We start from the raw sequence: 13,606 nt of genomic DNA, 5'->3' as shown, positions 1-13,606 counted from the left end.
CAGCTGACTTGAGTGGAACAGGCTCAAGTGTGCACGACCCCGTCGGCTGGGTCAACAGAGGTGAGTCAGCACGACTCAACTCTTATCCGTTCCTTACACGCAACGGCGCACTGACCTGCGGTTTCTCGGCGCCCCGGGTCTGACGAACCGGGAAAATCGACCGCTGCGGGGCCCCCTGGGTGGACGCGACGCACGGCACCGCGGCTGCCCCCGACGCCGCCCGGGAAACGGCTCGCGCCCGGCGCGCCGGCCCGTACACCCGTACGCGCGACAGCGCCGCCACCGCGACGACCGCGCCGCCCGCCACCCACAGCACCGCCACCCGGCCGGCCCATCCGGTGTGCACGAGCACGCCCACGAGCACCCCCGCGAACGAGGCCGTGCCGAGTACGGCCACCGCGCCCTGCGGGGTCAGCCCGAGCCGGCGCAGCCGGTGGGCGAGATGGTCGGGACCGCCCCGCAGCAGGGGCCGCCCGGCCAGCCGGCGGGAGACGAGGACGAGGGCGGCGTCGGCGCCCGCCACCGCGGTCAGGGCGAACAGGACCCCCGCCCCGGCCCCGGGATCGTGCCCCGCGCGGGTGAACACCGCCGCTCCCGCCAGCAGGAAACCCGCGAAGAGCGAACCGCACGCCCCGAGCGCGACCCGCGCGGGGTGCCAGTTGTGCAGCAGGAACCCGGTCAGCGCGGCGGCCAGCACGCTCAGCAGCACCGCGAGCGCGTCCATCACCTCGGCGGCGGCACAGGCGGCGACCCCGAAGGCCGTCACGACCCCCACCGTGCCGGCCACCCCATCGGCATGGTCGAGCCCCTGGAAGGCGGCGGCGACCAGCACGATCCAGACCACGGCGAGCCCTCCGGCCACCGGCCCGGTCACGCCGTACGGCACCACGCACGCCGCCGCCACGGCGCTGCCGGCGACCACCCACCGCCGCCGCAGCCGCCACACGTCGGCGGCGAGGCCGAGCGCGCCGACCGCGACGGCCGCCGTCAGCAGCCGCCCGGTCGCCGGGCCGAGCGGCACGACGCCGGTCCACTCCCCCGCCCACGCGACCAGCCCGGTCACGAGGACCACGGCCGCCCCGCCGAGCAGGGGGACGGGCCGTCGGCGGCGCCGGTCGACGAGGGCGAGGCGCAGGGCGGGCGCCCTCAGCAGCCCCGCGAGCAGGGCGGCGAGGAGGAAGGAGGCGGTGGCGGCGGCGATCCCGTAGAGCACGGGGCATAAACTATGCCGAATATCACGAATTGCTATGAATGGCACCCGGGCCCGGCGTGGCGCCCGGACACCCGCCCTGGACACCCGGCCCGGACGACCGGCCCGGACACCCGAACCCGGACACCCGGCCCGGACGACCGGCCCGGACACCCGAACCCGGACGACCGGCCCGGACGACCGGCCCCTGCCGACCGCTCCGCCCGCCGCCCCGACGCCACCGGGCCGGTCAGGGTTGCCTCAGCGACGCAGATCACCGCACGTCCGACTACAGTGCGGCGGAGGATGGGGGTAGTCTCAGACAGACTAATTAAGTTACCGCTTAGTAATACCGACACCGCTCGGTACTGAGCGCCAACCGCCCCTTCGCAACCTCGCAGGCCCGAGGAGCCCCCAAATGCAACTCGCCGCGATCATTGTGTCGCTGGTCCTGATCGTGGTCGGCGTGGCACTGTTCGGCCGCGCCGTCCTGCAGATCTACAACTCCATGCGGCTGGGCCAGCCCGTACCGGCCGGCACACGGACCGACGAACCCGTGCAGCGCACGGTCACCGTGGTCCGGGAGTTCCTCGGCCACACCCGGATGAACCGCTGGGGCATCGTCGGGGTGGCGCACTGGTTCGTGGCGGTGGGCTTCTTCTCCCTGCTGCTGACGATCGTCAACGCCATCGGCCAGCTCTTCCAGGCCGACTGGATCCTGCCGGTCATCGGCGACTGGGCGCCGTACAACGTCTTCGTCGAGTTCATCGGCACCATGACGGTCCTCGGCATCCTCGCGCTGATCGTCATCCGGCAGCTCAGCCACCCGCGCAAGCCGGGCCGCAAGTCCCGCTTCGGCGGCTCCAACTTCGGCCAGGCCTACTTCGTCGAGGCCGTCATCCTCATCGTCGGCGTCTGCATCTTCATGCTGCACGCCCTCGAGGGCGCCCTGCACCACGTGGACGGCTACGAGGCGTCGTTCTTCATCTCGTACCCGGTCGTCTCCGCCCTCCAGGACCTGGACCTGTCGACCCTCCAGAACCTGGTCTACTTCTTCGCCGGCCTGAAGATCGCGACCTCCTTCATCTGGATGATCACGGTCGCCCTGAAGACCGACATGGGCGTGGCCTGGCACCGCTTCCTGGCCTTCCCGAACATCTGGTTCAAGCGCAACGCCGACGGCGACGTCTCCCTCGGCGCGCTGCTGCCGATGACGTCGGGCGGCAAGCCGATCGACTTCACCGACCCCGGCGAGGACGACGTCTTCGGCGTCTCCCAGGTCGAGCACTTCTCCTGGAAGGGCCTGCTGGACTTCTCCACCTGCACCGAGTGCGGCCGCTGCCAGTCGCAGTGCCCCGCCTGGAACACCGGCAAGCCGCTCTCCCCCAAGCTCCTGATCATGTCCCTGCGCGACCACGCGCACGCCAAGGCCCCCTACCTGCTGGCCGGCGGCGGCAAGACGATGGAGGGCGAGGAGAAGGCGTCCGAGGAGCAGCTGGCGGGCGTCCCCGCGGCGGCCCTCGCGGAGGCCGAGCGCCCGCTGATCGGCACCGCCGAGGAGAACGGCGTCATCGACCCGGACGTCCTGTGGTCCTGCACCACCTGCGGCGCCTGCGTCGAGCAGTGCCCCGTCGACATCGAGCACGTCGACCACATCGTCGACATGCGCCGCTACCAGGTCATGATCGAGTCGGCGTTCCCGTCCGAGGCGGGCACGATGCTCAAGAACCTGGAGAAGAAGGGCAACCCCTGGGGCCTGGCGAAGAAGCAGCGCCTGGAATGGCTCAAGGAGGTCGACTTCGAGGTCCCGGTCGTCGGCAAGGACATCGAGGACCTCACCGAGGTCGAGTACCTGTACTGGGTCGGCTGCGCCGGCGCCCTCGAGGACCGCGCCAAGAAGACGACCAAGGCCTTCGCCGAGCTGCTGCACATGGCGGGCGTCAAGTTCGCCATCATGGGCGGCGACGAGAAGTGCACCGGTGACTCCGCCCGCCGCCTCGGCAACGAGCCCCTGTTCCAGGAGCTCGGCATGGAGAACGTCATGTCCCTCAACGCCGCCTTCGGCGAGGAGATGGACGACGACGGCAAGGTCGTACCCGAGTCGGCGAAGCCCAAGTCGGCGAAGAAGATCGTCGCCACCTGCCCGCACTGCCTCAACACCCTCGGCAACGAGTACCCGCAGCTCGGCGGCGACTACGAGGTCATCCACCACACCCAGCTGCTCCAGCACCTGGTCGACGAGGGCAAGCTCACCCCGGTCACCCCGGTCGAGGGCATCATCACCTACCACGACCCGTGCTACCTGGGCCGCCACAACAAGATCTACACGCCCCCGCGCGAGATCATCGCCTCCGTCCCCGGCGTCCGCAACGAGGAGATGCACCGCCACAAGGAGCGCGGCTTCTGCTGCGGCGCCGGCGGCGCGCGGATGTGGATGGAGGAGCGGATCGGCAAGCGCATCAACAACGAGCGCGTGGACGAGGCCCTGTCGGTCAACCCCGACATCGTCTCGACGGCCTGCCCCTTCTGCCTCGTCATGCTCACCGACTCGGTCAACGGCAAGAAGAACGACGGCAAGGCCAAGGAGTCCATCCAGGTCGTCGACGTCGCCCAGCTCCTGCTGGAGTCGGTGAAGACCCCGGCCGACCCGGCCGGCGAGGAGGAGACGGAGAACGAGCCGACCCCGGAGCCGGTGAAGTAACCGCGCCCCCCGGTCCGCCACCTACACCCGGCACCCCCAGGTCCCGCCCGGACCCGGGGGTGCCGCCGTACGAGGGACGAGGGACCCCTCAGGGCCCTCGGGGACCTCCCGTAGGGGATGTCACAGGTCGGCCGCAAAGGACCCCCCGAACGGCCGGGCCCCGCACGTCACTCCGCGGGACCAGGTACGTTCGAAGGCGTGGCTGGATTCAGGATCGGACGCGGCCGGGACAACGGCGCTCCGCACGCGCGACCGCAAAACCCACCGTACGGACAGCAGGCGCCCCAGGGACCGTCGTACGGCGGTCCCGCGGCGCCTCAGCCGCCGTACCCGCAGCAGCCGTACGGAGGCGGCGCCCCCGGCCCCGGCTCCGGCGGCTCACCGTGGCCACAGCCGCACCACGGCGGTCACGGGGGCGGGCCCGGAGGCGGCCACGGCGAGCCGGAGTACTTCGGCGACGGCGGCTACGGCCAGGGCGGCCCGCACGGCGGCCACGCCCCGCACGACCCCTACGCGGCCAACAACCCGGGCCACACCCAGGCGTTCACGGTCGGGGACGACCCGTACAACCAGGGCGACACCTACCGCGCCGGCTCCGCCCCGCCGCCCGGCCCGGTCGGCCCGCGCCTGCACTGGAAGGCCCTGCTGAAGGGCGTCGTCCTCGCCCCCAACCAGACCTATCTCCAGATGCGGGACTACGCGATGTGGGCGCCGGCGCTCATCGTGACGTTCCTCTACGGGCTGCTGGCCGTCTTCGGCTTCGACACCGCCCGCGAGGAGGCGATCAACGCCACCCTCTCGAACGCGATCCCGATCGTGCTGACGACGGCCGTCGCGATGGTGCTGAGCGCCTTCGTACTGGGCGTGGTCACCCACACCCTGGCCCGCCAGCTCGGCGGCGACGGCGCGTGGCAGCCGACCGTCGGCCTCTCCATGCTGATCATGTCGCTCACCGACGCCCCGCGCCTGGTCGTCGCGATGTTCGCCGGCGGTGACGCGCCCTTCGTCCAGATCCTCGGCTGGGCCACCTGGATCGCGGGCGGCGCCCTGCTGACCCTCATGGTCAGCCGCTCCCACGACCTCCCCTGGCCGAAGGCGCTCGGCGCCTCCGCGATCCAGCTGATCGCCCTGCTGTCGATCGTGAAGCTGGGCACCTTCTGACGGAACGATGTGGTGCGTGTGAAGGGCCCCTCGAATTCGCCCGATGCCGGGGGCCCTTCACACGCACCATGCCGTCCCTCTCGACGCTCAGGCGTCGAGCACCTGCCCGGCCCGCCGCACGACGGGCTCCTGCACGGACCACGGGAAGTTGATCCACTGATCGGTCCGCTTCCACACGTACTCGCACTGGACGAGCGAGTGGGACTTCTCATAGATCACGGCGCTGCGGACCTCGGCGACCGTGTCGAGGCAGAAGTCCCGCACCAGCTTGAGCGTCTTGCCGGTGTCGGCGACGTCGTCGGTGATGAGGACCTTCTTCTCGGAGAAGTCGATGACGTTCGGCACGGGCGCGAGCATGACCGGCATCTCGAGCGTGGTGCCGACGCCGGTGTAGAACTCCACGTTCACGAGGTGGATGTTCTTGCAGTCCAGCGCGTACGCCAGCCCGCCCGCGACGAAGACGCCGCCCCTCGCGATGGACAGCACTATGTCCGGCTCGTACCCGTCGTCGGCGACGGCCTGCGCGAGCTCGCGCACGGCGACCCCGAACTGCTCGTAGGTCAGATTCTCCCGAACATCACTCATGCGCGCGTCCTGCTCATACCTGGGTCCGATGGAAGTTGAGGAAGGACCGGGAGGCGGTCGGCCCCCGCTGTCCCTGGTAGCGGGACCCGTACCGCTCGCTCCCGTAGGGGTGCTCGGCGGGCGAGGCGAGCCGGAACATGCACAGCTGTCCGATCTTCATCCCCGGCCACAGCTTGATGGGCAGCGTCGCGAGGTTGCTGAGTTCGAGCGTCACGTGTCCGGAGAAGCCCGGGTCGATGAACCCGGCCGTGGAGTGCGTGACGAGCCCGAGCCGCCCGAGCGAGCTCTTCCCCTCCAGCCGCGAGGCGAGGTCGTCGGGCAACGTGACGACCTCGTACGTACTGGCCAGCACGAACTCGCCGGGGTGCAGGATGAAGGGCTCGTCCCCCTCCGGCTCCACGAGCCGGGTCAGATCCACCTGCTCGACGGAGGGGTCGATGTGCGGGTACCGGTGATTCTCGAACACCCGGAAGTAGCGGTCGAGGCGCACGTCGATGCTCGACGGCTGCACCATGGAGTCGTCGAAGGGTTCGATGCGGACCCGCCCGGCGTCGATCTCGGCCCGGATGTCCTTGTCTGAGAGAAGCACGCACCGAGGATACGCAAGGCGCGCGGAGCAGCGACAACCGCCGCCACGCCGCGCGCCCAACCCGCTCTGCGTCTGTGCTACCGCTACTACTGCTGCTACTGCTCCCGCTGCTACCGCTTCTGCGAACCCACGGGCACGGCACTCCGCAGCCGCGCACAGCGCGGACATCGGACGAGCCGGCCGGGGCCGAGCCGCTCGGCCTGCTGCATCGGGAACGAGGCGGCGGTGAACACGTGCCCATCGGCACAGCGGAGGACGGTGCGATCCATCAAGTCCTTCAAGTCCCTTCCCCAAGAGCCGCGTCTGGCTTGCTACTACCCTGACGACAAAAGCCACAGTACGGGATCAAAGAGACGACTCTCCAGGCGGCACTCCGGCCCCCACGCACACCCTCTGCGGGGCCCCCACGGTACGCCCCGACTCCGCGCCCCCGCAGCCGCATCACGCCACCGGAACGACCACTGGCCCCACGGCGGGAACACCGGGGGCCAGCGATGGGGTAGAGTGACGGAGCGTCCAGGCACCGACCTCGGTCGGCGTCTTTCGCGGGTGTAGTTTAATGGTAGAACATCAGCTTCCCAAGCTGAGAGCGCGAGTTCGATTCTCGTCACCCGCTCCATGCGAAACCCCGGGTCATCGGCCCGGGGTTTTCGTACAGACCGGTGAGCAAGTACCGACCGCACCGGTAAGCCGTGGCGGCGCCTCCGGCTGAAGCTTCAGTGGACGTCGAACTCGTAGCCGTGCTCCGTGTCCGTGGGGCAGGTGAACACCCTGAGGTCTCCCCATCTGCCGACGTTGATGTTCGTGGCGTCGTCGCTGGCGACGGTCAAGAGGAGGTCCATCGGGCTGTCGCACGTGCGGCAGCCGATCTGCCCCGGCCCGGTGAGATGCCAGGTGGGCCAGCCGCCGAACTTGCAGCCCGCCACACGCGTGATGAGGTCGCCGTGGCCGTCGTCGGCCGTGGCCGCCACCAGTTGTTCGACGTCCTGCGCGACGTCGTCCGGCAGTGATTCCGGGTAGGGGAAGTCCGTCAGTGGCACAGGAGTCAGCAGACAGGGGCTGGGTGAGAAGCCGTAGTCCTCCTCTTCCTGGCGGACGGGGGCGGGCGCGGGGAACGGTGTCTGCGGCAGGTCGGCCGTCCGGCGCCAGCGGATCTCGACGACCGGGCTGACGTCCGCGTGCGGGGCCGGGGGGTCCCAGTGCTCGTTGGGGCACCAGAGGAGTTGGAACACATCGGCGTCCTCGGGCCACCAGTCGCCGGGGGCGTCCCGGCGGAAGACCTGCATCACCGGGACCATCGCGGTCGGCGGCAGGCCGGACGTCCCCGGGGCCTCCGGCACCGAGCAGTACGGCCACGGCTCGTCCGCCGGCCAGAGCAGCGGGCCGGCGACGGAACTGTCGCGGGGGCCTGGGGTTCCGGGCGTCGGGTGCAGGAGCACCGCCGGGCGGGCGTACCGGGCCAGGGCGGGGACGGCGGACAGGATGGCCTCGGTGGTGGGTCTGGTGGAGTACGGGAGCATGGGCGGAACGGTAGCGTCCGGCTCGGCGCACAGGAGAAGCGGAGGAACGGGGGGCCATGGGCACCGTGAGCATCGGCGACCGGCGCGGGACGCCGGACTGACCGCGCCGCGCCGCGTCGCGTCGCACGAGGCGGGGCGAGGCCGCGGTCGGGACCTGGCCGCCGGTGGACCGCGACGAGTACGCCCACTGGTCGGGGCCCGACGCCTTCGGCGAGTTCCTGACGGAACAGCGCCACCGGGCCGGCGGTCCACCTCGCCCGGAAGCATGCCGCGGCGCGCCGGGAGGCCCGGTCGTTGCCGACGCCGGGCGGGTGGCTGCCCCGGGACTTCGCAGTGGATCTCCGCGCGTGCGTCGTGCCGGGCCTCTCAGCAGGTGCCCTACGGCCTACCTCCTTGCGGTCCCGGTGTCAGACGTCGGCCTGCCGGCTGGGCGGGAGACCGCCAAGACGGAGCCGAGTGCTCGCGGGGTCGGGAACAGCCCGGCCGGGTGGCGCTGTTGCATCGATCGAGGCGCCGGCGTCGCGCGTGCGGGGGACACGGAGACCCCAGTGCCGTCCAGCCCTCCGGGATCCGGGCCGTGAATCGCGGTGCGCCCGTCGCTCCACTTGGACCAAGACGTATCTCTGCAGGAGGACTGCTCCATGACCGACCGGCCCTTGACGCTCATGGCGGTACACGCCCACCCCGACGACGAGGCCACCGGAACCGGGGGTGTCCTCGCCCGGTACGCGGCGGAGGGCATCCGCACGGTTCTCGTGACGTGCACCGACGGCGGTTGCGGTGACGGACCGGGGGGCGTCAAACCGGGCGAGCCCGGGCACGATCCGGCGGCGGTCGCCCTGATGCGGCGTCAGGAACTCGAAGCGAGCTGTGGCGTCCTGAAGATCAGCGATCTGGAGATGCTGGACTACGCCGACTCCGGGATGGCTGGCTGGCCGAGCAACGACGCGCCCGGGTCGTTCTGGCAGACCCCGGTGGAGGAAGGCGCGGCCCGGCTCGCGGAACTCATGCGGCACTACCGGCCCGACGTGGTCGTCACCTACGACGAGAACGGCTTCTACGGCCACCCCGATCACATCCAGGCCCACCGCATCACGATGGCGGCGCTGGAGATGACCGCGCTGACACCGAAGGTGTACTGGACCACGATGCCCCGCTCGGGGATGCAGCGGTTCGGCGAGATCATGCGCGAGTTCCATCCGGACATGCCGGAGCCGGACCCCGCCGAGGCCGCCGCGATGGCCGAGATCGGCCTGCCCGACGACGAGATCACCACGTGGGTGGACACCACCGCGTTCAGCGGCCAGAAGTTCGACGCGCTGGCCGCGCACGCCAGTCAGGGCGAGAACATCTTCTTCCTGAAGATGGGGAAGGAGAGGTTCGGCGAGTTGATGGGCATGGAGACCTTCCTACGGGTCAAGGACGCCACCGGCGCGGCCCTGCCCGAGAACGACCTCTTCGCCGGGGTGCGCTGATCCGCCCGTAGCACCGGCGACTCCCGACACCGGCTCCATGCGGAACCCCCAGGCGGAGGCCCGGGGGTTCTTCGCCGTCCGGGCCGGCGGGCCGGGTCCGCGACGGCCTCCTCGCCGTGGGGCACGTCGCCTCCCGGCACGTACCCACAGGCCCACACCGAGTCGCCGACGGCGGCCGCACGCCCCATCGTCGTACCGACTGGATGGTATGCAGGGCGCGCTCTTTCCTCTAGCCTTCTGTCGTCCACCGGCGCGTGGCGCTCCCCAAGCGGTCCGCAGCCCGTGCCGGCCCTCGAAGACCGGGAGCCCTCCATGGCCGTCGACCCCTCGGGAGCCGCGCTCGCGGCACTGCGCTCGCACGCCCCGGACGAGCCCGTCGTCATGCTGAACCTGTTGCGTTTCGCACCCGACGGCCGTGACTCGTACCGGGAGTACTCCCGCCGAGCCGCGCCCTTCCTGCGACAGTACGGCGGCGAGCTGCTCTACGCCGGTGACGGCGGCACGCCGCTGGTCGCCGAGGACGGGCAGGCGTGGGACGCCGTGCTGCTCGTCCGCTATCCAAGCCGGGACGCGTTCAGCCGCATGGTGGCCGACCCCGAGTACCAGAGGATCACGGCGCTGCGGAGCCAGGCCCTGACCGAGGCCGTACTCCAGCCGACCGTGCCCTGGACGGGAGGCGGCAGAGACTGATCGCGTCCTTCGCTCCCCGGGTGACGTCCGGGTGACGTCCGGGTGGGCGTCTGCGCTGGGTAAGTGCCGCCTGTTGATCACGACGGTGGCAGTGACGGGCACAGCGCCTGACGGTTGTGCCCGTCGCGCCCCCGGCGGAACTCACCGCCGGACGACGTCCTTGACGAAGGAAGCGAACGATCACGTGCACATAAGACAGTTCGTACGCGGCGCGGCGCTCACCGCTGCCCTGAGCCTCTCCCTCCTCGGCCTCGGAACGAACCCGGCCGCCGCGGACACCAGTGCCCCACTGCCGATCGGCTCGTACCGGGACATCGCCGTCGACGCCGCTCACCAGCGGGTCTTCCTCAGCGACCCGTTCGGTGACAGCGTCGTGGTGACGGACTACGCGGGCCGGGTCGTGAAGCAGATCAGCGGTGCCGACGGAGCCTGGGGATTCGCGCTGTCCGGCGACTCCAGCACGCTGTACGTGGCGCTCCGCGACGCCGGCGCCATCGCCGCGATCGACACCGCCACCCTTCAGGAGACCGCCCGCTACGACACCGGCACCGGTGCGGGCGCCGACGCCGGTCCGACCTCCCTCGCGCTGGCCGGAGGCCGGATCTGGTTCGGCTACAGCCTCGACACCTGGAGCAGCGCCCTCGGCTCCCTGGACCTGAGCGGTGCGCAGCCGGTCGTCACCCGGGACCAGGGCCTCGACACGTTCCGCAACCCGCCCCACCTGACCACCACCCCGCAGGCACCGGACACCCTCGTGGCGGCCGAGTCGGACGGCAACACGGCCGCCGTCGCGGTGTACGACGTGAGCGCCGGCCGGGCCGACGCCCGGGCGAGGCGCGTCGATCCGGGACCGGACGGGTGCTCGAGCCTGCAGGACCTCGCCCTGACCCCGGACGCCCAGAAGGTCGTCATCGCCTGCGCCGGAGCCCACCACCACCAGGTGCTGCGCACGGCCGACCTGGCGGACGACTCCGTCCTCGCCACCAGTTGGTCCCCCAACTCGGTGGCCGTCGACCCCGCCGGCACGGTGGCCGCGGGCCTCTACCAGCCGAGCGGGGCCGACGTGCAGCTGTTCGCGCCGGACGCCCCGGCGTCCTACGCGGCCTGGGACTTCCCGGCGCCCTCCGACTACGCCGACACCACCCTGGTACCCGGCGGCCTGGCCTGGGCCCCGGACGGCAGCCGGATCTTCGCGGTCACCGAGACCAGCGGCACCTCGTCCCTCACGCTGCACGTCCTGGACCACCCGCGGGTCCCCACCACCGTCACGGTGCAGGCACCGGCCTCGTCGCCGCGCAACCAGGACCTCACCCTGACCGGGAAGCTCGAGGCTCCCGTGGGCTTCGGCGCCGGCAACACCGTCGACATCTGGCGGATCGACGACCCCATGGCGGGTGAGGGCACGCTCATCGGCTCCGCGAACGTCGCCGCGGACGGCACGTTCAGCTACACCGACCGGCCGATGGCCAAGGGGCAGGTCCAGTACACCGTCCAGTACTACGGCGACACGCGGCACGCCTACGCCTACGGCTCGGTCGTGGTCGACGTCGTCTCGGACTGAGTCACGGGCTGAGTCACGGGCTGAGTCACGGGCTGAGTCACCGGGCTGAGTCACGGGCTGAGTCACCGGGCTGAGTCACGGGCTGACTGCCCCGCGAGCGGTCCGAGAAGGCGCCCGGCCGGGGACTCGGTTTCCCGGCCGGGCGTCGCCCGCAGGCCGGCGGCGGCCGCACGGCCGCCTTCGCGTCCTGCGAGGAGACGATGCGCCCTCTTCCAGGCAGGAGGTTCCGGGCACGCCCGCCGCCGGCGCTCCGGAGTTCACCGGCACGGACCCGGTCCGGCTCCTCGGCTACACGGAATGGCCAGCGGGGGCACGGTGGAGCGCGCCGGGGCCGAGCATCTGGGTCGAGGCCAGGGCCCGGTAGAGGTCGTCGGTGCGGGCCAGGTCCTCGTGAGTGCCCGATGCCCGGACCCTGCCCTGTTCGAGGACCAGGATCCGGCGCGCCCCGACGACGGTGGACAGCCGGTGGGCCACCACCAGCACCGTGGTCGTACGGGATATGTCGGCGACGGCGTCACGGAGTTCGAGTTCGCTGAGGGCGTCGAGCTGGCTGGTCGCCTCGTCGAGCAGGAGCAGGCGGGGGCGGCGCAGCAGCGCGCGGGCGATGGCGACGCGCTGGCGCTGTCCGCCGGACAGGGTGGTGCCCCGGTGCCCGACGGGGGTGTCGAGGCCGTTCGGCAGCCGGTCCACCAAGGTGGTCAGGCGGGCGAGGCGGACGGCGTCCCCGATCTCCTCCTCGGTGGCGTCGGACGCGGCGAGGAGCAGGTTGTCCCGGAGCGTGCCGGCGAGCACCGGGGCGTCCTGTTCCACCAGCCCGATGGTGCGCCGCAGTTCGGGCAGCGGCCAGTCGCGGACGTCCCGGCCGTCGACCTCGATGCTGCCCGCGTCCGCCTCGTAGAACCGTTCCAGCAGGGCGAACAGGGTGCTCTTGCCGACGCCCGAGGGGCCGACCACGGCCGTCAGGCCGTTGGGCGGCACGTCGAAGGAGAGGCCGTCCAGGACGGCGGGGCCCGTCTCGTCGTACCGGAAGGCGACGTCGCGGAAACGTACGGCGGCTCCGCCGCCTCGCGTGCCGTCGTCGGTTCCGGCCCGGCCACGGGTCGACGGGGCACGGGTGGGTTCCTGGGGCATGTCCTCCAGTTCGCCCGTGCGGCGTACGGCGGCCATGCCGATCTGCAGGCCGGTGATGCCGGAGACCAGCTGGTGGATCGGCGCCGCCAGGTAGAAGAGGTAGAGCAGGAAGGCGATCAGTGAGGAGACCGGCAGGGTGCCGTCGGCGACGCGGCTGCCGCCCACGCCGAGCACCGACAGGAACGACAGCTGGATCGCGAGGCCCCCGGCGACACCGGCGACGGCGCCCCAGCGGGCCGCGAGCACTCCGCGTCGCCAGGCCCGTTCGGCGGCGGCGTTCAGCGCCGCCGCCTCGTGGTCCTCGGCGCCGGCGGCCTTGACCGTGCGGAAGGCGCCCAGGACCCGTTCGAGGCCGGCACCGAGTTCACCGAGGGCCTCCTGGGTCTGACGGCCGGCCCGGCCGATCCTCGGCATCACCAGCAGGGAGCAGCAGCCGATCAGTACGACCACGCCGAGGACCACCAGGAAGAGCACCGGGTCGAGCCGTGCCATCAGGACGAGCATGCCGACCAGGGAGACGGCGCCGACCCCGACCTCCACCAGATGGCTGGTGGCGGCCGAGCGCAGCAGGGTGGTGTCGGCGGTGACCCGGGAGACGAGGTCACCCGGCTGCTGCCGGTCCAGGCTGTCCACACGCAGCCGCAGCAGCCGGTCGACGAGGCCGCGGCGCGCGGTGAGTACGACGCCCTCCGCCGCGCGTTCCATGAGGAAGCGGCCGAAGGCTCCGACGATCGCCCCGCCGAGCACCAGCAGGGCCAGCAGCAGGACCGGCCTCAGCATGCTGTCACCGACCGCGAGGGCGTCCACGACCGACTTGGCCACCAGGGGCTGGGCCAGTTCGGTCAGGGCGCCCGCGGTGATGAGCGCCGCCCCGGCGGCCAGCGTGCCCCGGTGCGGGCGGGCGTGGCCGAGGAGCCGTCTAAAGGACGAGTCGTGGGCGGCGGTCGTCACGGCGGGTGGGGTCCTTGTCGTCGGGTGGTGACGGATGGGGTCGGCAGGTGGCG

10 protein-coding genes and 1 tRNA gene are annotated in these 13,606 nt (G+C 71.6%); 6 read left to right on the top strand and 5 right to left on the bottom strand.

Annotation, left to right across the window (positions count from 1 at the left end; all coding sequences use genetic code 11):
• Positions 1-82: 82 nt before the first annotated feature.
• On the bottom strand, positions 83-1,213 hold the full coding sequence (locus M6G08_RS09065) for an MraY family glycosyltransferase (protein ID WP_272586662.1): 1,131 nt from the start codon (positions 1,211-1,213) through the stop codon (positions 83-85).
• 394 nt (positions 1,214-1,607) lie between these two features.
• On the opposite strand from M6G08_RS09065, the gene M6G08_RS09060 reads away from it, so the two are divergent.
• Positions 1,608-3,890: a (Fe-S)-binding protein gene (locus M6G08_RS09060; protein WP_272586661.1), complete on the top strand. Its 2,283-nt coding sequence runs from the start codon at positions 1,608-1,610 to the stop codon at positions 3,888-3,890.
• 117 nt (positions 3,891-4,007) lie between these two features.
• Positions 4,008-5,051 carry a Yip1 family protein gene (locus M6G08_RS09055; RefSeq protein ID WP_272586660.1) on the top strand — a complete coding sequence of 348 codons (1,044 nt, stop codon included), beginning with the start codon at positions 4,008-4,010 and terminating at the stop codon, positions 5,049-5,051.
• An 87-nt stretch (positions 5,052-5,138) separates the two neighbouring features.
• Here M6G08_RS09055 and M6G08_RS09050 read toward each other — a convergent pair whose 3' ends face one another.
• Together M6G08_RS09050 and dcd are read right to left on the bottom strand one after the other, a co-directional pair.
• The gene (locus M6G08_RS09050; protein ID WP_043371585.1) at positions 5,139-5,636 is read right to left on the bottom strand and encodes a phosphoribosyltransferase; all 498 of its coding nucleotides are present in this window, start codon (positions 5,634-5,636) and stop codon (positions 5,139-5,141) included.
• A gap of 13 nt (positions 5,637-5,649) precedes the next feature.
• Complete coding sequence (gene dcd / locus M6G08_RS09045; protein ID WP_073726367.1) at positions 5,650-6,225, bottom strand: dCTP deaminase; 576 nt, start codon at positions 6,223-6,225, stop codon at positions 5,650-5,652.
• 545 nt (positions 6,226-6,770) lie between these two features.
• Between dcd and M6G08_RS09040 the strand changes: the two genes are divergently transcribed.
• A tRNA-Gly gene (locus M6G08_RS09040) sits at positions 6,771-6,844 on the top strand.
• Between the two features lie 97 nt (positions 6,845-6,941).
• Here M6G08_RS09040 and M6G08_RS09035 read toward each other — a convergent pair.
• On the bottom strand, positions 6,942-7,745 hold the full coding sequence (locus M6G08_RS09035; RefSeq protein ID WP_272586659.1) for a YwqG family protein: 804 nt from the start codon (positions 7,743-7,745) through the stop codon (positions 6,942-6,944).
• Positions 7,746-8,386: 641 nt separating this feature from the next.
• On the opposite strand from M6G08_RS09035, the gene M6G08_RS09030 reads away from it, so the two are divergent.
• The 3 genes from M6G08_RS09030 to M6G08_RS09020 all read left to right on the top strand — a co-directional run bounded on the left by M6G08_RS09030 (position 8,387) and on the right by M6G08_RS09020 (position 11,471).
• Complete coding sequence (locus tag M6G08_RS09030; protein ID WP_272586658.1) at positions 8,387-9,220, top strand: PIG-L family deacetylase; 834 nt, start codon at positions 8,387-8,389, stop codon at positions 9,218-9,220.
• Between the two features lie 312 nt (positions 9,221-9,532).
• Positions 9,533-9,910: a DUF1330 domain-containing protein gene (locus tag M6G08_RS09025; protein ID WP_272586657.1), complete on the top strand. Its 378-nt coding sequence runs from the start codon at positions 9,533-9,535 to the stop codon at positions 9,908-9,910.
• Between the two features lie 184 nt (positions 9,911-10,094).
• Positions 10,095-11,471, top strand: coding sequence for a YncE family protein (locus M6G08_RS09020; protein ID WP_272586656.1), 1,377 nt, complete (start codon positions 10,095-10,097; stop codon positions 11,469-11,471).
• A 288-nt stretch (positions 11,472-11,759) separates the two neighbouring features.
• On the opposite strand, the gene M6G08_RS09015 is transcribed toward M6G08_RS09020, so the two are convergent.
• The gene (locus M6G08_RS09015; protein ID WP_272586655.1) at positions 11,760-13,553 is read right to left on the bottom strand and encodes an ABC transporter ATP-binding protein; all 1,794 of its coding nucleotides are present in this window, start codon (positions 13,551-13,553) and stop codon (positions 11,760-11,762) included.
• Between the last annotated feature and the right edge of the window lie 53 nt (positions 13,554-13,606).

Source organism: Streptomyces sp. M92, from assembly GCF_028473745.1.
Taxonomy (GTDB): domain Bacteria; phylum Actinomycetota; class Actinomycetes; order Streptomycetales; family Streptomycetaceae; genus Streptomyces.
The sequence above is the reverse complement of the archived record's forward strand: the minus strand, read 5'-3'. Positions and strand labels throughout refer to the sequence as shown.